At 57.3% G+C, this 20,574-nt stretch carries 14 protein-coding genes; 7 read left to right on the top strand and 7 right to left on the bottom strand.

Annotated features, from left to right (window positions below):
• Window positions 1-81: 81 nt before the first annotated feature.
• Both QM649_RS00215 and QM649_RS00210 read left to right on the top strand, forming a co-directional pair.
• On the top strand, window positions 82-1,002 hold the full coding sequence (locus QM649_RS00215) for a family 2A encapsulin nanocompartment shell protein (protein WP_415196978.1): 921 nt from the start codon (window positions 82-84) through the stop codon (window positions 1,000-1,002).
• On the top strand, window positions 989-2,953 hold the full coding sequence (locus tag QM649_RS00210; protein ID WP_415196977.1) for a family 2A encapsulin nanocompartment cargo protein cysteine desulfurase: 1,965 nt from the start codon (window positions 989-991) through the stop codon (window positions 2,951-2,953). The genes QM649_RS00215 and QM649_RS00210 overlap by 14 nt, the downstream gene beginning before the upstream one ends.
• 54 nt (window positions 2,954-3,007) lie before the next feature.
• Here QM649_RS00210 and QM649_RS00205 read toward each other — a convergent pair whose 3' ends face one another.
• Window positions 3,008-4,621, bottom strand: coding sequence for a sulfatase (locus QM649_RS00205; RefSeq protein ID WP_415196976.1), 1,614 nt, complete (start codon window positions 4,619-4,621; stop codon window positions 3,008-3,010).
• A gap of 52 nt (window positions 4,622-4,673) precedes the next feature.
• Complete coding sequence (locus QM649_RS00200; protein WP_415196975.1) at window positions 4,674-5,783, bottom strand: YeiH family protein; 1,110 nt, start codon at window positions 5,781-5,783, stop codon at window positions 4,674-4,676.
• Between the two features lie 808 nt (window positions 5,784-6,591).
• Between QM649_RS00200 and QM649_RS00195 the strand changes: the two genes are divergently transcribed.
• From QM649_RS00195 to QM649_RS00180, 4 genes are all read left to right on the top strand, one after another.
• Complete coding sequence (locus QM649_RS00195) at window positions 6,592-10,401, top strand: TonB-dependent receptor domain-containing protein (RefSeq protein ID WP_415196974.1); 3,810 nt, start codon at window positions 6,592-6,594, stop codon at window positions 10,399-10,401.
• A gap of 182 nt (window positions 10,402-10,583) precedes the next feature.
• Window positions 10,584-12,485: a polysaccharide lyase family protein gene (locus QM649_RS00190; RefSeq protein WP_415196973.1), complete on the top strand. Its 1,902-nt coding sequence runs from the start codon at window positions 10,584-10,586 to the stop codon at window positions 12,483-12,485.
• A complete protein-coding gene (locus QM649_RS00185; protein ID WP_415196972.1) occupies window positions 12,482-13,225 on the top strand; it encodes a DUF6250 domain-containing protein in 744 nt (247 codons plus the stop codon). The genes QM649_RS00190 and QM649_RS00185 overlap by 4 nt, the downstream gene beginning before the upstream one ends.
• Before the next feature lie 17 nt (window positions 13,226-13,242).
• Complete coding sequence (locus tag QM649_RS00180; protein WP_415196971.1) at window positions 13,243-14,745, top strand: sulfatase; 1,503 nt, start codon at window positions 13,243-13,245, stop codon at window positions 14,743-14,745.
• Window positions 14,746-14,894: 149 nt separating this feature from the next.
• Here QM649_RS00180 and QM649_RS00175 read toward each other — a convergent pair whose 3' ends face one another.
• Window positions 14,895-16,112 (bottom strand): DUF1624 domain-containing protein, encoded by a 1,218-nt coding sequence (locus tag QM649_RS00175; protein ID WP_415196970.1) that lies wholly within the window; start codon window positions 16,110-16,112, stop codon window positions 14,895-14,897.
• Complete coding sequence (locus QM649_RS00170; protein WP_415196969.1) at window positions 16,109-17,020, bottom strand: DMT family transporter; 912 nt, start codon at window positions 17,018-17,020, stop codon at window positions 16,109-16,111. Before QM649_RS00170 ends, QM649_RS00175 begins: the two co-directional genes overlap by 4 nt.
• Window positions 17,021-17,090: 70 nt before the next feature.
• On the opposite strand from QM649_RS00170, the gene QM649_RS00165 reads away from it, so the two are divergent.
• Window positions 17,091-17,996 carry a LysR family transcriptional regulator gene (locus QM649_RS00165; protein ID WP_415196968.1) on the top strand — a complete coding sequence of 302 codons (906 nt, stop codon included), beginning with the start codon at window positions 17,091-17,093 and terminating at the stop codon, window positions 17,994-17,996.
• A 21-nt stretch (window positions 17,997-18,017) separates the two neighbouring features.
• Here QM649_RS00165 and QM649_RS00160 read toward each other — a convergent pair whose 3' ends face one another.
• Genes QM649_RS00160 through QM649_RS00150 form a run of 3 tightly spaced genes read right to left on the bottom strand, consistent with a single transcriptional unit; the run spans window position 18,018 to window position 20,160 of the window.
• A complete protein-coding gene (locus tag QM649_RS00160) occupies window positions 18,018-18,911 on the bottom strand; it encodes an arginase family protein (protein ID WP_415196967.1) in 894 nt (297 codons plus the stop codon).
• A 37-nt stretch (window positions 18,912-18,948) separates the two neighbouring features.
• Window positions 18,949-19,725 carry an MBL fold metallo-hydrolase gene (locus QM649_RS00155; RefSeq protein WP_415196966.1) on the bottom strand — a complete coding sequence of 259 codons (777 nt, stop codon included), beginning with the start codon at window positions 19,723-19,725 and terminating at the stop codon, window positions 18,949-18,951.
• A gap of 3 nt (window positions 19,726-19,728) precedes the next feature.
• Window positions 19,729-20,160, bottom strand: coding sequence for a MerR family transcriptional regulator (locus tag QM649_RS00150; protein WP_415196965.1), 432 nt, complete (start codon window positions 20,158-20,160; stop codon window positions 19,729-19,731).
• Between the last annotated feature and the right edge of the window lie 414 nt (window positions 20,161-20,574).

The following is a 20,574-nucleotide window of genomic DNA, read 5'->3' as shown; positions in this document are numbered from 1 at the left end:
CCAGCGGCGCAAGCCTGCAGGAGTCGTGTGCGTCCGCTATAATTTGCCCGCAGCGCAGAACTTTTCTGTAAGGAGCTTCCGGTGGCCGATACACCAGTCCGCACTTCGCTTGGCGAACAAGCAGCCTATCAACTCGCGAATGTCACTAAGACCGCGCCAATCTATGGCGCAGCAACACCTCGATGGCTGGTTCGCCTGCTGGATTGGAAGCCGCTTGAGTCGGGCATCTTCCGGCGCAACCGCGTGGTGGAAGACAAGGCCATCGAAATTGTCTGCGGTCACCTCGACGAGTCCGATATTCCGGAGACCTACGCCGAATACGAAGAGACGCCGCGTGAATATCGCCTCAGCAGCATCAATGCGCTCGTAAATGTGCAGACGCGTGTCAGCGATCTCTTCAATAAGCCGTATGACCAGGTGCGCGAGCAGCTGCGGGTCACGATCGAGAGCGTCAAGGAGCGGCAGGAAAACGAGCTCCTCAACAACGCCGATTATGGCCTTCTGCACAACGTCGTCGATTCGCAGAAAATCTCAACCCGCACCGGGCCTCCGACTCCGGACGATCTGGACGAGCTGCTGACCAAGGTGTGGAAGGAGCCCTCGTACTTCCTCGCGCATCCACGCGCCATCGCCGCCTTTGGCCGCGAGTGCACGCGCCGTGGCGTGCCTCCTCCGACGGTGACGCTCTTCGGCAGCCCGTTCTTGACATGGCGCGGCGTCCCGCTGATCCCTACCGACAAGATCCGTATTTCGCCGCGTACGCACAAGTCGCAGATCCTGCTCGTACGTTCCGGCGAGCGTAAGAACGGCGTCATCGGGCTCTTTCAGCCTGGGCTGCCGGGCGAGCAGACCCCTGGCCTCTCGGTGCGCTTCACCGGCATCGATAAGCGCGGTCTCGCCTCTTACCTGATCTCGCTCTACTGCGCGGCTTCGGTGCTCGCAGACGACGCCATCGCGGCTCTCGAGAACGTCGAGGTAGGGAACTACCATGAGTACAAGTGAGCGGTTTCCGCTTTCGCCGAACGCCGGGGGCGTCTCGCCCTCGGCCGTAGCGACGGCCATCGATCCCGAGGTGCCTGCCGGATTGCCCGATCCGGCTACGCTCGCGCGACTCGCAAATGAATTCTTTCAGGCTCTTCCCGGCGAAACTGCGGAGCAAGCGGCAGGCAAGCCGAATGCAGGCATTCCCGCTGCGCCTTCATCCATCTCGCTACCCTCGGACCCGCAATTTCCCACGCTGCCCGCAAGTGCGGACGCGGCGGGGATTGCGCCGGTGACCGCGCCGTACCAGTCCCCATCCCCAGCGATTCCCGGAGCTTTCGCAAGTGCTCCGTCCGCAGTCGATGCGCCGGGATTTGGCTTTGCCCAGGAGGCGCGGCCTATCTTCGCGGCGCCGCAATCCGTTGTTGCAGGTCCGTATCCAGATGCTGCGCCGTTCTCCGGCAGCGTTCCGGCTGCTGCTGGCCCCGGATTTTCGTTTCTCGCCGAAGCGCGGCCACTCTTTTCAGCGAGTGCGCCGGATGCTGTGCTTCCACGCGATACCGAAGGCGCATGGGCGCCCGCGGCGATTTTTGGTTTGGAACTCCGCGATGAGTATCAGCCTGCCGCCAACCTGGCGCCGCAGGCGGAGCGCGCGGAGTATGGCTTCTTCGACGGACACCGGCCGCTCGAGTTCCTGACGAGCGAATCCCCAGCATCGCTGTCGCAGGCTCCAGGCCCAATTGGTCAGATCGATCTCACCCCTCATCTGTTCGATGTGCAGGCAATACGCCGCGACTTTCCTATCCTGCAGGAGAAGGTAAACGGGCGTCCCCTGGTGTGGTTCGATAACGCGGCGACGACACAGAAGCCGCAGAGCGTTATTGATCGGCTGAGTTACTTCTATCAGCACGAGAATTCAAATGTGCATCGTGCGGCGCATGAGCTGGCGGCTCGTGCCACGGATGCCTACGAGGCTGCGCGCGAAAAAGTGCGTCGTTTCGTGAATGCTCCGTCGATCAATGAGATCGTCTTCGCGCGCGGCACAACCGAGGCCATCAACCTGATAGCGCAGGCATGGGGCAGACGCAACCTGCGGAAAGACGATGAGATCGTCATCACTTGGCTCGAGCATCATGCGAACATCGTCCCCTGGCAGATGATCTGCTCAGAGACGGGTGCGCGCCTGCGTGTAGCGCCGGTCGATGACAGCGGCCAGATCCTGCTCGATGAATACGAAAAGCTGCTGAACGCGAAGACACGCCTTGTTTCGATCACGCATGTCTCGAACGCGCTGGGCACGGTGACGCCCGCGGCAAAGATGATCGAGATTGCGCACCGCTACGGTGTAAAAGTGCTGCTCGATGGCGCGCAGTCGGTCTCGCATATGCGCGTCGATGTGCAGGATCTGGATCCCGATTTCTTTGTGTTCTCCGGCCATAAGGTCTTCGGGCCAACGGGCATCGGTGTGCTCTACGGTAAGCCCGAAGTGCTCGCTGGATTGCCGCCATGGCAGGGCGGCGGCAACATGATCCAAGACGTGACCTTCGAAAAGACCATTTATCACGGACCGCCTCAGCGTTTTGAGGCTGGTACCGGGAACATCGCCGATGCAGTGGGTCTGGGTGCGGCAATCGATTACCTCGATCGCGTCGGTATGTACAACATCGCCGAGCACGAGCACGCTCTGTTGCAGCATGCGACGGAAGAGCTCTCGCGTATTCCGAAGCTGCGTATCATCGGCACGGCGAAAGAAAAGGCTGGCGTTCTCTCATTCGTCATCGATGGACACAAGACGGAGGAGATAGGCAGCTATCTCAACGGGCACGGTATTGCGGTACGCTCCGGTCATCATTGCGCGCAGCCTATTCTGCGGCGCTTCGGCCTGGAGAGCACGGTGCGTGCATCGTTCGCCCTCTATAACACTCACGAAGAAGTAGAGAAGCTTGCCGAAGCGCTACGCAAGCTCGGATAGCTCATAGCGCTTCGGCCTAAAGCCGTTCTTAACCGGTGGGTACACCGCCGATCCTCAGGGAATATAAGGATTCGGCGGTGGTCTGCCATGCCGGTAGGGGCTGTACCAGTTATGCTCGGCAGACCATTTTGTCTGGTACTTTCCATTCTGCGGGCCGGTCGGCAGGCTATCCTCGGTGCGGATCACCCACATCGCCAGCTCTTCCATCAGGCGTGCCTGTTCTTTTTCGTGCTCCGGTTTATTGAACAGGTTCACTAATTCGCCCGGATCTTTTTCCAGGTTGTAGAGCTGGCCATATCCCATCATGTCGTAGACGAGCTTCCACTGGCCCATACGCACCATCTTCTGGTTGCCGCTCTGCGTGACTTTATTCAGTTCATCCCATGACCCTGCGCGTGCCGCATCGTGCGAGATGGATGTAGGGATATCATCCTTCTCGTCATAGTAGAGCCCGCCCACGCCTACGCCCGCATAGATGCTGCGAAACTCTTCTTCCGGATAAAGCTGGCCTTGCAGCAGCGGCCACAGGCTGCGGCCCTGCACTCCATGCGGAATCGGTGCGCCTATAGCCTCGCACATGGTCGGCATCAGATCTGCCATCGAGGTGAAAGCGCGTGCGACGCTTCTCGATGGTTGCACCCCATAGCCCCACCAGATCTGCGGCGTGTGTGTCAGGTCTTCGTACAAGCCCACGCCCTTTCTGCCCAGTCCGTAATCCATCAGGTAGTCGCCATGGTCTGCGGTGAAGACGACGAGTGTCTTCTTCGTCAGGCCGCGTTCTTCTATATGTGTAGTCAAACGTGCGATCTGGTCGTCGATCATGCGCAGCGCGCCGAGATAGTTGGAGACGTAACGCTGCCACTGTGTTTCGGTCTCAGGAAAATTATCCTGTTGCAGGCGATACTCCCAGTGCGCGCGGGGCCCCATGTGTGCGAGTGCCTCCGGTCCGGCAGTGCGTGGCGGCACGGATTCCGGAGGGAACATATCCCAGTAAGGGCGAGGCACCTGCTCGGGATCATGCGGTTCGGGGATGCTTACCTGCAGGCAGAATGGTGCATCGCCAGTCTCATCGATGAATCGGATTGCCTCCGAGACGATGCGGTAGGGAATTTGCGTTTCCAGTGGATACGGGCTCGGCTCGAGCGCCACATTGAAGTGCAGATTCTTCAGCCAGCGCTCAAAGTCTGCGACTTCACTCGGCGCATCGTTCGGGATATACCCGCCGTCGTGTGAGAATTCGCGCCACACGTCGACATCGTTCTTCGTAAGGTACGTGTGATTCTTACCCACAAGTGCCGTGCGATAACCCTGCTGTTTCGCGACCTGGTAAAGATCCTGCTGGAAGTACGCATCCTTCGCCTGCAGGTTCATGCGCACATGGTGTGCCTCAGGCCAGCGGCCCGTCAGCATGGAGATGCGGCTCGGTACGCAGAGAGGAGTCGTGCAGTAGTTATGTTCGAAGCCTACTCCGGAAGCCTGCAGCTTATCGAGAGAGGGGCTGGTGTCGACTGGATAGCCGGTGGCCTTGCTCAATCCGAAACGGCGCTGGTCGGCAATGAGAATCAGGAGATTCGGCTTCTCGATCTTTTCCTCTGCTTCGGATGACCAGCGCGTCATGCCTGCCGCCAGGGCCATGCCTGACAGCTTCACAAACTCCCGTCTCTGCATGAAGGTGTAACTGCCTCCGTTTCGTAATTGCTTTGGATGAGATGCAGCCCGATCAGAGATGGAAAATGTGGTCCGCTCCCCAGACCAGCCCGAGTGTTAAAACCGCAATGACCACCTCACCGATCGCGCCGACAAGAAAGGGGCGAAGCCCTTGCTTGCTGAGGCTTCGAAAGTCAGTGCGCAGTCCGACGCCGGCAAAGGTAAGCAGGAATGCCCAGCGAGAAAGATTGCCGAGGGCCAGCAGTTGTGGCTTTGAGAAGAAATGAACGGTCGCGAGCAGTGATATCAGCAGGAAGCCCAGGACAAACTTAGGAAACTTGTTCCAGAGGAACGCAGCCTTGTTCTGCACACCCGCAGCCTGGCCGCGCGATGCCCAGTAAAGTGCGTAACCGAGAACAACAAATCCGATAAGCGCATTGCGGCACGTCTTCGTCAGCACCGCGACCTTGCCTGCGGCATCGGAGTAGAGCGCACCGGCTGCTGCTGTCTCCGCGGTGTTGTCTACAGCGAGGCCGGTCCACACGCCGTAAGCGTGATCGCTGAGGTGCAGCGCATGGCCAATAACCGGGAAGACAAACAGGGAGATAGCTCCGAGTGCGAGGATGGCAGCAATCGCGACAGAAGAGTCTTCCTCATCCGCTTCGATCGCACCTTGCGTCGCGATAATCGCGGAGACACCACAGACAGAGGCACCGACGGAGAGCAGAGAAATCAGCTTTGGGGCAAGTCGAAAACGCTTGCCAAGCCAAGTCATAAAGAGGAGTGCAAGGCCAATCTCCACGAAGACCAGCAGCAGGGAGATTCCGCCCAGTTTCGCAATATCGCCGAGAATAAACCGGCTGCCCAGCAGCACGATGCCGGCCTTGAGCCAGAAGTCGTAAGTCGCTACGCCACTGCGAAAGATGCGCGGAATGCCTGCGGTGTTCGCAATGAGAAGGCCGATCAGGATGGCCCAGAGCACATATTCAATATTCGGCAGGACCAGATGATGACTCTTGCCATAGCGCGCAATGAACTGCTCGATGAACTTACCGCCATAGCCAACGACGAAGAGCAGCAGGATTCCAGGAATGAGTTCCAGGAGGCGGATGGCAGAGGAATTGGATCCTCCCGATGTCTGTTTCTCCGCCGCAGGATCAGGGCTCGCATGAATCTGGGACATGGATGCCTCCGGTAATTACCAGGAAACAGACTTGAGAATGCCGAAGCGGATCAACAGCGCAAGGGCGAGCGACAAGAGAACCGCCAGAGAGTCACTCGAAATACGACGCGGGTTTATGGCCATGGGATAGCTCCTATCGGGACAGCACTTCTCATGTCGCTTGGCTGCTGCAACTGAAATAAGGAGAGAGGGAAGAGGCCGCTAAAAGTGGGAGCAACAGCCGGAGAGCATGGCGAAGGAGGGAACGGCTTGTCGCGAGATGCTCATGCTTGCCTCTGTTTGTACCACAAGAGAGTAACCGCGGAAGCCCGAGCCATGTTTATTCACGCTGGTGAAACAACACGGCAAAAAGCACTTCCGGCGCGCGCGGCTACATAGAAATTCGACCTTCACGGGCGATTGCACCATTTCATGATTGAAACTGCTTGCCAATTGATTTATTTTGCACATATGGATTACCTCGACCGCACCGGCAAGTGTTGCCTGCATGGTTGTTGTTGCCTCTCGGCAAGCAACATGCGGCACAGTGCGCGTCTGGCAGGTAACCTCCTCTAGACCTCACCACCTGGACCTGATAGATGACGGCGGCCTGTACGGAACTGCGGAAGCGCAGTTGGATAAGGTCATAAAAGCTCGTCTGTAGCCACCGCTTCTACCCCAGCAAAATCGAAAATCCTAAATTCATCGGGAATTCCTCGATCTGCAGACCGCAGGTTCGATGAGGCAATCCAGGACAGTTGTGTCTCGTTTGAGTGCTGGACTGCAAGTGCATTTCAAGAAAAACAAAGGGAAAGTCAGCTTGGTTCACATGATGAGAAGCCAGAAACCACACCTCCGCCAAGTCGCAAGTCGACTGATCTGCATTCTGATTGCCGGCCTCGGCCTGGTCACGCCGTTCGCCGTAGCGCAAACCGGCGGCCAGGGCGCAGTGGAAGGCACTGTTACAGATCCTCAAGGGGCTCTGGTTCCAAATGCCACAGTTACAGCTACAAATCAGGCGACGAATGTATCGACCTCGATCAAGAGTTCGTCTGCCGGCGTCTATGAGATCACGCCTCTCATCCCCGGCGTCTACACGCTGTCTGTTTCGGCGAGCGGATTCAAGGATCTGAAGCAGCAGAACATCGAGGTGAATGGCCTTACGATCACGGGCTACAATGCCGTGCTCACTCTCGGCGAACAGAGTCAGACGGTTACGGTCACGGAAGCACCGCCACAGCTGCAGACTACCAACGCGACCCTTGGTGGGGTGATCACGAACAAGACCTATGAAAGCCTGCCTGTGCTGATGAGCAACGCGCAGCGCGATCCCACTGCGTACGCCACCCTCCTGCCCGGAGCTACCCCAGGTGCGCGCGCGCCGATTATGTCGGGAACAGGCAGCTATCTTTCCGAGGTGTACCTCGACGGCATCCCCACCACGTTGTCGAACCAGCAGAGCGACAACCGAACGATCTCACTGTCGGTCCCGGTCGAATCCGTTGACCAGATGCAGGTGATTTCGAATGGTCCGTCGGCGGAGTACCAAGGCGCAGGTGCAATCAGCTTCACTTCGAAGTCTGGCGGCAATAAGTATCACGGCACTATCGCTGACTTTGTCCGTAACACCATGTTCGATACGTGGGGCTTTACCGCGCCATACGCAACCACCACAAAGCTGGTTGACGGAGTGAGCACAACGGTCCCTGCGGGCAAGCCTGTAGAGCATCAGAATGAGCTCTCCGCCTCTATCGGCGGCCCAATCAAGTTTACCCACGACAGGGGCTTCTTCTTCTTCAATTGGGATCAGTATCACGGTCGTGAAGGCGTCCAGCCCACGCTGATGACGGTGCCGACCACGCTGATGAGACAGGGAAACTTCACTGAGTTGGGCAGCGATCCGTATATTTACAATCCGCTGACGAGTTCCTGCTCAGGCAGCACGTGCTCTCGCCAGGTATTTGCCTATAACGGGCAGACCAACGTAATCGACCCCAGCTATATCTCTTCGATCTCGCAGTATGAGCAGAGCTTTCTGCCTGCACCCTCACTATCGGGGATTTCCAATAACTATCTGGCCAGCGGCGTCTCAGGATTTGATAACCACGAATTCGCCTTCAAGATTGACTACGATCTGACCTCGAAGCAGCGCTACTCCTTTGTTGCAACGCATGGCGTGGAGCAGTACGTCGGGTATGGAGCGGAACTGCCGGTACCTTACACCACGGGCGAAGATGCGGTGGTCTCCGCAACCAACCTGATCTTTGAACACCAGTACACCCTCACCTCTCAAATGGTGAACCAGTTCAAGTATGGCTTCACGCGTTTCATCACGGTCAAGCATGCTCCGACCGAGACTGGCAATTACGCAAGCGATGCAGGCATTACGGGTTTGCCTGCCGGTCAGGCTTCGAACAACTTCCCATGCTCGGACTTCGGCACAACCACCGCTTTCCCCACTGCCATTACGGAGTGGACCGATTGCGGATCCGCAGACGCTTCCGGCTTTACCACGGCCAACTCTTACACGCTGGTGGACAACCTGCAGTGGAGCAAAGGGAAGCACGCAATCACATTCGGTGCCCAATTGCAGTGGCTGCAGGATAATGTGGCGCAGCAGAGCTCTGCCTCTGGCGTATACGTGCAGAACTGGAATGGCCTCGATACTTCGAACTACGTTGGCACCAGCTTGAGCGATACCGCAACGGGCTACTCATATGCGAGCTTCCTCCTTGGTGCTGTGCACTCTGCAAGCACCTCGGTTCCGAGCTTTAGCGATCAGGGCGGCCGCTACCTTCCGATATCTCCTTATGTGCAGGACGACTGGAAGGTGAAGCCGAATCTCACACTGAGCCTCGGGCTGCGCTGGGATTATCTGCCGCCTTATCGTGAGGTACAGGATCGCTGGAGCTACTTCAATCCTGATGGGAACAGTGGTATCGATGGCACGCAGGGAGCTCTTGAATTCGCCGGCTATCACGGCTCGGACATCAGCTGCGACTGCCGCACTCCTGTTCATACGTACTGGAAGAACTGGGGACCTCGCCTGGGACTGGCATGGTCTGTTACGCGGAAAACTGTGATCCGCGCCGGATACTCGACCTCATACACGCACGGAGGCGGTGTAGGCGGACGTTCTTACGCCGGTACCGGTCCGAGCACGCTTGGCTATGGCGCGGATATTGTGCTGCCCTCGGCAGTTACTACCGGCGCCGATGCGGCTCCTTCTTTCTATCTGAATGACAGTGCCGCTTTCACCGCTGCTGGCAAAGCGAATACCAACTTCGGCGGCCCGGGATACTCCATTCCTGCGCCGCAGACGCCATCGAGTTCTTCGCTCGATCTGAATGTGGGCAACTACGTAAGCAGCGCGGGCAAGTATGTCACGGCCGGCGCGGCGCCGCTCTATGTGGACCCGTATCTTTCGGGCAGAGCGCCGGAGTTTAACTTCTTCAACTTTGGTGTCCAGCACGCGCTCACGGACGATCTCACGATCATGGTCAACTATGCCGGGAGCCAGTCGCACTTTCTTACGGGAGCGACCGTCTCAGGATTCTGGTCCGGAGAGATGGACCCCGTTCACCTTGCGCGGCTTGGTTCGGTGCTGGCCAGCGACAACGCAACGAACATCATGAACGCGCCAGCGACAGCTGCCAACATAGCGATCGCTGAGGCGGCAGATCCCAGCATCTCGATTCCGTCCTGGTACGCGGCGGCCGGTGCGCTGAGCACGGTGCCTACTATCGGCCATGCGCTTTTGCCCTATCCGCAGTATTCAAGCTCGCCTACTCCCGCCTGGGATAACATCTCCAACGTTTCCTATAACTCGTTGCAGATTTCGTTGACGCAGCGCGAATGGAAGGGGCTCAGCTACACGCTGAACTATACGTATTCGAAAAATATCGGAGACGACGGCACCACGCGTAGCGCCTTTGCGGTGCCTGCGGCTGCATCTTCCAATGGTGCTGCCTTGCCGGGCAAGAACCGTGCGGATCGCGGCCTCACACTCACCGATGTGCCTCAGGACCTCGATCTCTACGGGCTGTACAACCTGCCATTCGGCAAGGGACATCTCGGTGGAGACAACCCTCTTCTGCGCACACTTATCGGCGGATGGTCGTTCTCCGGCGTCTTCATCTACATCTCGGGCAATCCGATACCTGTAATTGCTACGGGCTGCACCACACCGGATTCAGGCACCTGCATGCCGGACAGTGTTTCCGGTGTGAAAATCCGCAAGAGCGGCAGCTGGGGTAAGGGCGTCTACGGTAATAATCTCGGCGCTGTGAAGTATCTGAACTCCGCAGCGTTCCAGCTGCCGAATGCATTTGCGCTTCCAGCCGGAGCGAGCAGCAAAGCGGTAGCCATCACCAAGATTGGCGATGCGCCGCGTACAGGCCTCAACCTCTGGTCGCCGAGTGTTTATAACATCAACGCGAGCATCCGCCGCAGCTTCAATCTGACAAAAAGTGAACGTGTGAAGTTCATTTTCCAGGTCGACTGCAGTGACTGCACCAACAAGGTCACTTTTGGCGGCATCTCCTCAACCTGGTCAGCGGCAACGTCCAGCACCTTTGGCGAAGTTACCTCCGCCAGCGGCAATCGTGATTTCCAGTTCTCAGGCAGAGTGAACTTCTAGAGAGACTGGAAGGCATTGTTCCGTAGTAGTTCAACAGCGTGGGCCATCTAAGAGTGGCTCACGCTGTGTCACACAAAGCAACGGTATCCCTGAGAGAGCAACATCGCTACGACCGGATACCGCAACGCATGAGGGTGCATATGTTGTCATCATTTAGGCCCGGCCGCCTGAAGGCGGTACTGATGTTCACTTTTGCGGCGGGAAGCATCATTCCTGCTTATGCCGGATCGGCAGGTGCGCCGGGGGTACACGCTACAGAGAATACCGATCGCATCTCTGTAAACAATGGAAAGATCGATATAGAAGTTTCGCGCTCGGAAGGCATCATTCTTTCGATCCGTAAATTTGACGGTAAGAGCTGGCATGACCTGGGCGTAACAGAGGAGAAGGCTGCCTACGGTGAGCATGGCAACGATTATGCAAATGATCCTGAGACCGCCATGTACTGGGACGCGAACGCGGATGTAGCTGTTGTGCCGCCGGGACTGACGCCCGATAAGAAAGGTTATTACCGTCTCCATGCAGGCCAGGGCCACACGAGCCTGATCGTCAACACGCCGGATCGTGCCGAGATTTCGACAACAGCAGATCCTACACCGCTCTTCCCGTTTGCAGTGGACTATCGCTATGTGGTCTTTCGCGGACAGAGCGGCTTCTATGCCTATGTAGTTCTTCATCACGACAAATCGCAGCCTGAAGCGACGCTTTATCAAACCCGTTTCGTGATCAAGACGGTAATGGACGGCACCTTTGACCAGTGGGCAATCGGAGACGGAAAGTTCTTGCCTATTCCGCAGGCGGCCGTGGTCAAGCAGGTTACAGATGCAACCTTCCAACTCGCCGATGGCACCGTGAAAACGAAATATCTGAACTCCGTTTATTGGGCGCAGGTCCCGGTCTATGGTTATACCGGCAAGAACCTGGGCCTGTGGATGATTGAGCCGAGCCCCGAATACCATAATGGCGGACCCATCAAGCAAGGGCAGACCGTGCACGACAATGTTCTCCTGCGTGTGCTTCAGTCGGTCCACTTCGGTGCTTCGCCCGTTCATGTCGAGAGTGGAGAAGAATGGTCGAAGGTGTACGGACCCTTTTTCGTCTATGCGAATCAGGAGCCGGGATCGTCCTCGCTGTGGAAGGATGCGGACGCACAACTCACGCATCAGAAATCGCTATGGCCTTACACGTGGGTAAGCTCACCGGAGTACAGCCATGCGCGGGGTGACGTAAACGGGCACGTCCAGCTCTCATCCGGCAGCGCGAAAGGCGCGTGGGTTATTCTGGCTCCGCCCGGCGTAGACTGGAGCGCTCAGAGCAAGGGGTATAACTTCTGGACAAAAGTCGATGCCTCGGGCGCGTTCCATATTCCGAATGTGATTCCTGGCGATTACAGCCTGCATATCAGCGGTGCGGATCAGCCAACCGACTTCACTCAGGATTCTGTGCGTGTAACGGCGCATGAGAAAACCGATCTCGGTTCTCTGCAGTGGACCGCTGTCACGCATGGCACGCGCGTTTTCCAGTTAGGCACATTCGATCGTTCTGCCGGTGAATTCCGCAATGGAGATGATGCGCGCGGCTACCAGATGTATCTCCGCTACGCGAAGCAATTCCCAGATGATGTCCACTTCACCGTCGGCAAGAGCAGTCCGAGCCAGGATTGGAACTACGCCCAGTGGACTCTCTACAACAAGGATCCGGAGTGGAAGCTTTCCTTCGATGCGCATCCCTCCGGCGGAGGGCAGGCCACGCTGACTGTCGGGTTTGCATCTTCACAGCCCGCTCATGGCAAAGAGACGGATCTGCGCGTGAGCGTCAATGGAACAGAGGTCGCGCAGATTCATCTGCCCAAGACAGGCACCGCAGGCTATCGCGGAGGTGTGCAGGACTCGCCTTATAACCTGCGGGTGATCACGTTCCCGGAATCTCTGCTGAAAGATGGACAGAACACACTCGGCTTTCGCCATGCCGATGCAAGGCCTTTCAGAGATTTCGTACCCGATCCATCCAGCGCAGTGGTGCCAGCCAACGGAGCACCCGGCCAGGTGATGTATGACGCTATCCGGCTGGAGATCCAAAAATGAAGAGCTGGAGAGCTTTAGGGCTCAGGATAGGTGCATCAGCTGTCATCGCCGCCGTTCCACTCATCTCAGCGGGGCAAGCGGCACCGGCCGCTCCGCCGCGTCACGGCAAGCTGCTTTATAAGGACGACTTTCATCACGGCCTGGATCAGTGGAAGCTCGAAACGGAGAAGCCGGGTAGCGTTATAGCCAAAGACGGCGTGCTCGATATCGACGTGCCGGCCGGAGCCACGTTATGGTTTCGCACAAAGCTAAAGGGCCCTCTGCTGATTGAGTATCAGGCAAAGGTCATAGCGGAGGGTGGAGCGAACGATCGCGTAAGTGATCTCAACTGCTTCTGGATGGCGACAGATCCAAAGCACCCGGATGATATTTTTGCCGGCGATCGTCACGGTGCATTTGCAGAATACAATTCGCTCCTTACGTACTATGTGGGCCTGGGCGGAAACGGCAATACTACTACCCGCTTCCGCCGCTACATAGCCAGCCTAGTGGAGCGCCCGCTGCTGCCACAGAATGATCTGTCTTCAAAGGAGTTCCTGATTCAGCCGAATCATACGCAGACAATCCGTCTCGTCGCTGATGGCAATAACGTTGCTTTTTATAGGGATGCGCAGCGCATCTTCTCACTTGAAGACGATCATCCATACACAGAAGGGTGGTTTGCGATCCGTACGACGAAGAGCCACATCGCGATCAGTCATCTGCGTATCTATCAACTTCGTGCCGATCACCAAGGCTAACTTCCGGAGAGAATCCCATGCCTAGTCCACACACACCACGTCGTGATTTCATCAAAAAGGCAACTGCGGCGGCACTGGCGGGGGTTGTGAGCAAAGCCTCGCTGGCGCAATCGGACAAGCCCGCTTCCCGGCCTCCGAATGTTCTTTTTTTTATGTCGGACGACATGCGCGTGGAGCTTGGTTGTTATAACAGCCGCTTCGGCGCGCTCACGCCGAATCTGGATAAGCTGGCGAGCCAGGGAGTGCGTTTCGACCGTAACTATTGCCAGTTTCCGCTTTGCAATCCCTCTCGCGCGTCGCTGCTCACCGGAAGAACGCCGCTCGATACAGAGGTTCTCGGCAATCGCACGGACTTCCGTGCGGTTCATCCGGAATTGACCAGCCTTCCGCAACTCTTCCGCCAGCACGGCTACGTCACTGCGCGCACTGGGAAAATCTTTCACGGCGGGATCGACGATCAGCAGGCGTGGACCGTGGGCGGTGGCAATCATACGATTGAAAGTCTGCCAAACAATCTTGGTCACGTGAAGACTGTTCCCAGGGGGCCAGTACCGCCGCAACCGCCGGATGTGCTCGGCACCTTGCCGCTCGACAATCAGCAGGCGGCGAACTCGGATCGCATCCTGGTGCTGGATGGGTATGGTGAAGGACACCCCGAAAACCAGGTCGCAGAGACAGCTATCCAGTACCTGCGCACGTATCGCGACCAACCCTTCTTTATCGGATGCGGCTTCTCAAAACCTCATAGTCCGCCAACTGCACCTGAGCTCTTCTTCCATAAGTATGATGCCGACTCGATATCGCTGACTGAAGACTTCGCGCCGTGGCCCAGCGTGCCACCGGGGTTTCCCCGGGCTTCGATCCGCATGCGCAATGCCGACCTATTTATCGGACGCGGCGCGAGCGAAGTAGAGGCGCGAGAGGTGATTCGTGCATATCTCGCTTCTATCTCGTGGGTGGATTGGAATATCGGACGCGTTCTCGCGGAACTGGATGCGTTAAACCTACGGCAGAATACGATTGTCGTATTTGTTGCAGACCACGGCTATCAACTCGGCGAAAAGGGTAAGTGGTCCAAGGCCGGTTCCTTGTTTGAGATGGGAACGCGCGTGCCGCTGATCATCTATGATCCGCGTGCAAAAGGTAATGGTCATGCCTCGCTTCGCATCGTGCAGTCCCTTGATATCTACCCGACGCTCGTGGAACTTTGTGGCCTGCCGAAGCCGGAAGGTATTCAGGGCTCAAGCCTCGTTCCTCTGATCCAGAGTCCACACGCTTCGTGGGACAAGCCGGCGTTCAGCCTGTGGAGTGAGGACGGCAAAAGCATACATGGCCTGATGGTTCGCGACGAAAGATGGCGCTACGTCGAGTACGGTGCTTCCGGAGAAAATGGCGCGCTGCTCTTTGACACGCACAAAGACACGCTCGAGGTTCACAACCTTGCGGATGAACCGTCGCATAAGCACGTTCGCTCCCGGCTCTCTAAAGCTGTCGAGCAATATAGGACAGTAAGGTCATAGGCTGGACGGACGACTGGCAGTCGTATTGCCATCGTGGTCTTCGAACAGCGCACTCATCTCTCTAATGGCCGCCCGATTTCGCGCTCCTGCGCATGGCGTGAAGTCGGCCGGCTCACTGGTTGAGAAGAGAACCGCTCTTCTGAGCACCTTTAGAGATAGCTCAGCCACCAGCTGCGGTTTCGGTCCTTGTAGCTGCTGAACCAACTGCACAGCGGATACAGTGCCAGGACGACAGCGAGCCAGATCAGGTATACGGTCGGGAGTCCGAAACCCCAGCCGTTGAAATGGCTGGTGAAAACCACATCGGGCGTAATCCAGTATCGCCAGTCGGGTGTAATTGCCAGGGCTATCAGCAAGGCCAGTCCGTGAATGACATAGATGTGAAGCACGTAGAAGAAGAACGGGACTCGCCCGTAGACGTCGAGAAACCTACGCACTCTCGGGACCCTGCTTCGTGCTGACACTCTGTCGAAAAAAGCAAAGAGCATCCATACGATTCCGAGTGTCGCTAGCAGATAGTGCAGGGACGGCGGATACTTCTGTACTGACAACAAGGCCATGAGCCGATGGCTCGTCGTCGCCAGATGCGGAAAGCGCGGACCTGGATCTCCGTAACCGTGGAGGTCACGGAGGATGAGAAAGGTTACGAAGCTTACCGCGCCGATCCCGAAGGAGAGACGCTGCCGGAGCTGTGGAGACCTGTCAATGACTGCGCCAAAGCAGTATCCCAGTGCCATCACGCCGACCCAGGGAATGACGGGATATCCAAAGATCGCAAACGGGGACCGATGGAAGGTCAACACACCGCGCTCATGAAGAACGAGCCATGTATCCCTCCACGCTCCCAGGCTCGACGCATGCACGCCATCCATGAGGTCATGGCCGAAAATGACAGCGATGGCGAATAGTGCCAACGCGGGCAGCGGCAACCACTGCAGGCCGGCCAGTGCGATCATGCTGATGCCGATAACCCAGATGACCTGAAGAATCGGCAGGCCGAAACCGAAAGACCATCCAAAGCTGACAACTGTAATCTCCAGAAGGATGAGCCAGAGCCCGCGAAGGACCAGAGTCTTAGTGACTGCGGCAGCGCTCTTGCGCTTGCGCTGAAGATAGACGCTGGCGCCTGCGAGCAGAATAAAGCCGGGCGCGCAGAGGTGCGTGATCCACCGCGTGAAGAAGAGCGCTGGCCACGAGTGAACCGGATCGGCAGGATCGATAGCCGCGCTCGAAAAGTAGTCGCGGGTGTGGTCGATCGCCATGAGCAGCATCAGCAAACCGCGAAGTGTGTCGAGGGACTCGATCCTGTAGCTGCGGCTGGACTTTGTAACCGGCAATAGGGCTTCAGCGACTGGCAGTGTATTCATGCTCGATCCACACACGTCTGCGGAGTGACGCGCGGCAACGGGCTCGGACGATGGATAAGCGCGAGTCCTAAAACGACGACTCCCGCGCCGGCAAACTCAGCTATCGATAATGGCTCATGAGCGATGGCCCCCCACAACAATCCCCAGAGAGGAAGCAGGTACGTGACGGCCGCTACCTGTGTGGCGGAAGCGTGCGCAAGCAGCTTGTAGTAAAGCAGGTATGCGATCCCACTGCCCGCCACACCGAGCGTCAGGATTGCGAGCACTGACGAAAGATGGATGTGACCCGGATGCGGTCCGGCGAACGCAGCAGGAATCAGGGTGATGCCGGCGAGCGAAAGCTGCGTCGTTGCGAGGCCGATTGGATCGAGTCCCTTCAATTTTGTCTTAGCGATCACGGTTGCGATCGCATATCCGAGCGCTCCAAGCGCGATCACCAGGGCTCCGAACAGTTCCTGGTTGTGGAATGTGGAACTGCCCGTCGCTCCTGTCTGTGACATGACCACGAGGGCTACGCCTGCAAAGCCGAGAACGACGCCCAGAACCGTCTGGAGTGAGGCGCGCTTTCGAGTCACGGCAAGCGAAAGCAGCAGTGCCCATATCGGGGTAGTGCCATTGATGACTGCAGCTGTGCTGCTGGGAACAACCCGTTCTCCCCAGGCAAAAAAGCTGAAGGGAAGAGCATTGTTCGTGAGGGCCACGAGGAACAGCCAGACGAACAGCTTCCTGGGAGGCAACGTGTGACGGCCGGCAATCAGCACAATCCATAGAAACAACGCGCCCGTTGCACAACGCAGAAGGCCCACCCAGACAGGAGGGAAGGAAAGGTCGGCAATTCGGATCATCAGAAATGAAACTCCCCATACCGCGGAGAGTGCCAGTAGCTGGGAGAGATAGCGCGGTTTCATTCCATAAGGTTGACCCGCTCTAGTCATCGCGTCCAATGAATTGATATGATGGCTTCCATCGAAAATTCCGATGGAAAACCTGCTTGATCTGCGGCAAGTGAGAACGTTCGTAGAAGTGGCCCGCTCGCGAAGCTTTACCAGGGCTGCGAGTCAGCTGCACTATGCGCAGTCGAGCATCACCGCCCAGGTTCAGGCTTTAGAGGGCGATCTTGGTTTGCCTTTATTCAATCGGCTGGGAAGACAGGTTGAGTTAACAGATGCCGGCCGCCAGTTTCTGGTGCACGCCGAGAAACTGATCAGTGCCGCCGAACAGGCGCGGCTTTCCGTGCAGAAGAATGGGCAGATCGTTGGTCCGCTCGTCGTTGGTGCAGCGGAAAGTCTGCTTACCTATCGCATGCCCGAATTGCTGCGTGTCTTTCAGACAACTTACCCGGGCGTGCGCCTGACACTGCATGCGGAAGTTTCCTGTGCTACCTCATCAGCCCTGGAGCCGGGGGTGGACCTGGCGGTCTCTATCGATGAGCCGATTGAGCTACCGCAGCTGCTTGTACAAAAACTGCGGCAGGAACGCATGCTCGCTCTGGTAGCGGCGGAGCATCCTCTGGCGAAGCGAAAAGAGGTTACGGCCATCGAACTTGCAAATCAGCAGATCCTGTTGACGGATCGCTCCTGCAGCTATCGTGCGCTGTTCGAGCGAACACTGGCACAGGACGGGGGCCGCGTTACCAGGCAACTGGAATTCTCCAGTGTCGAAGCCCTGAAGCAGTGCGCGATTGCGCGCATGGGTATCGCTGTATTGCCGGAACTCGTCGTCTCTGCAGAATTGCAGGAGGGTTCGTTGGTCGCACTGCCCTGGCCAAGGAAACCGGTCTACGTCTATACACAGCTGGTCCGGCACAGGGATAAGTGGTTCTCTCCAGTCATGGAAGCATTCTGGACCATGGCGATGGACTTACTTCAAAAGCCTGCTCAGTAACGTTGTGTTCAGATGGCGCTGTTATGAGCCGGAGGACATAAAGCCCGCATCGAGTAAGTCCACTAATAGTTCCGCACCTGCTCCGGAGCAATCCAGCGTGGGATCGTAAATTGTCAGCTCCATCCCTATGCATTGCTTGCTGGCGAGAACGATCTTCAGTACTGCCGTGAGCTCTTCAGGACTCATGCCACCAGGGTCGGGGCTATCGACCGCGGACATCCAGCGTGGGTCGAGCACGTCCACATCGAGATGAAGCCAAAAATCGCGGCCTCCAAAATACTCCAGTGCTTGCTCTGTCGCGGCACGTATTCCGCGCCTTCGAATGGCTTCCAGTGGGAGGGAAAGCATCGGAGGTTTCGGGTGTGCCGGCGATGGATCCTGCTGCTGCGGCCAGCGAAAACCAAATACAACAACGTCGTCGGCTCGCACATATGGTTTCAGTCCGTCGATGGAAGTGAGGGCATCCGTTCCTGTGCCAGTGACGATGGCAAGGTCCATACCGGCAACCCCGCCGCTCTCCGATGTTTCCGGCGTCAACAGGTCGGTATGGCCATCCATAAATAGCAGGCCGAAGCGCCCTCTTCGCTTCAGACAGAGGGAGGATCCCAGAAGAATGCTGCAATCGCCGCCCAGGATCAGCGGAAACGATGCGCTGTCCAGGAGACTGCCCATCCGTTCGGCGAACTCGAGAGCGTAGCTTCGTATCGCCAACTCGTTTCTTACACCCGTGAACGGATCTGGCCTTTGGTCATAACTGGGAGGAGAAACTTCTCCTATATAGGAGGCAGAGAGCCGGGAAAGCAGGTCTCGCTGCAGAAGTGCCTGCGGAAGCTCGCGAACTCCTGGCTCTACTCCCGGAGCGGGAGGCTTGAGCCCTAAGTTGGATGGAGCCGATAGGACGGAGATCCGGCGCATCACATCACTCCTCGAACTTCATCGATTGGCGGGCGAGCTATTCAGAATGGCCTTCCGAATGAGGAACGCTCAGTGTGAGCAACTCGCCATCGGCAGGAATCAGCAATCGTTCTGCAGAAATGCCCTTTAGCTCTGCAGCCGCACGTAAGTTATGCCGAGAAACCGTGCAGTGGTCAAGAGCTTCAAGATGGACCGCGATTACTCTCGCGTCGCCCGCGTGCTCGCACATCTGAAGTGTCTGCGCGTCATCCATGATGAGCAGCGTATCGCTCAGCGTTGCTCCTCCGGAGTGAGTAATGATCACATCCGGCTTGACCGTGTCGATGATATGCAGCACGCCCTCCGTGAGCACCGTGTCCCCCGCCCAGTACAGTGTGGGTTCGCCAGCCGCCTCCAGGGTAAAGCCGATGACCTGCCCCATCTTTGCGAGGATCTCTCCAGTGCCATGCTGTCCTGGTGTCGGGGCGATCGTCATCCTTTGGATGCCCTCTCGCTCTGTCAATGCGCGCACGTGAGTGAAGCCCTGCTTCACGAGAGCTTCCACATCCGAAGATTGGCACAATACGGGGATAGACTTCGGTAGCGCGGCGGCTGCGGCCGGATCGAAGTGGTCGCGATGGAGATGGGAGATCACCACAAGGTCTATGCCGTCCAGTGCAGCTTCGACTGAGATGGGCAACTCGACAATAGGGTTTGGTGCCACACCGGCGATGGAAGGAGACGAGCCCTTCGCTCCCAGGCATGGATCGACGAGAATGTTCAGGCCCGCATACTTCAGGCGCAGGGTGGCGTTCCGCAGGAGTTGCAGTTCCATCTCTTACCCTTCAGCTCCCTTCAAAACGGGAGCGTTCGTGATGTCATGATTGGCATGTTCGACGCTGGAGTGTTCGCTCGATACATGGGCATCCAGCCGCTCCTGCAAGCGCGAACGAACAGTCGCAAGAGCCTCGATATGCTGATCGAGCTGTGCGAGTTTGCGAGTTAGAAAGGCGCGCAGCTCTGCATCCGGAACTGGATCGAGCACGGAAGACGTGCCATTTCGCCAGCATGGTGCATGAGCGCGGATTTCCGCGAGACTGAAGCCCACGCCGAGCAGAAGTTGGATCAGCTGCACACGATCCACATCGCTATCCATAAAGGATCGATACCGATTTGCCTCCCTCACCGGTCCCAGCAATCCGAAGGCGTCATAGTGCCTGATCGCTCGAACGCTGACGCCAGTCCGTTGCGAGAGTTGTCCGATCCGCATTCCTAAAGGTTAAACCCTGACATATATGTTAGGGTCAAGCCGGCGGCTGAACGGATGGAGCTGCAATGTCGTCTTTTGGAGTTGTCGGGATCATGATCCTCAAGTGCCACAGGTTCAGGCACTTGAGTCGTTTTTTAACGATTTATGCGTGTAAGTCATTCTCTATGTGCAGCTTAACGGGTTTTCCGGGGAGTCGCCCGAAAGCCTTTTTATCGTGGTCATAAAAAAGAAATTTGAGCGGCGCTTCCATCTGTAAAACGGGCTGACACGACTTGCATTCATGTCCAGTTGTCTATACTTTATGAAAGTTGTATGACCAGCAGACGCACTGCTGGCACGAGTGGCATGGAAGTAAATCGATTCATGAAGTGGCTTCACCGCATTTCTTTCCTGCACGGTCGAGAATTCTCTGTT

The sequence above is a fragment of the Silvibacterium sp. genome, assembly GCF_047605705.1.
Classification (GTDB): domain Bacteria; phylum Acidobacteriota; class Terriglobia; order Terriglobales; family Acidobacteriaceae; genus Silvibacterium.
The sequence above is the reverse complement of the archived record's forward strand: the minus strand, read 5'-3'. Positions and strand labels throughout refer to the sequence as shown.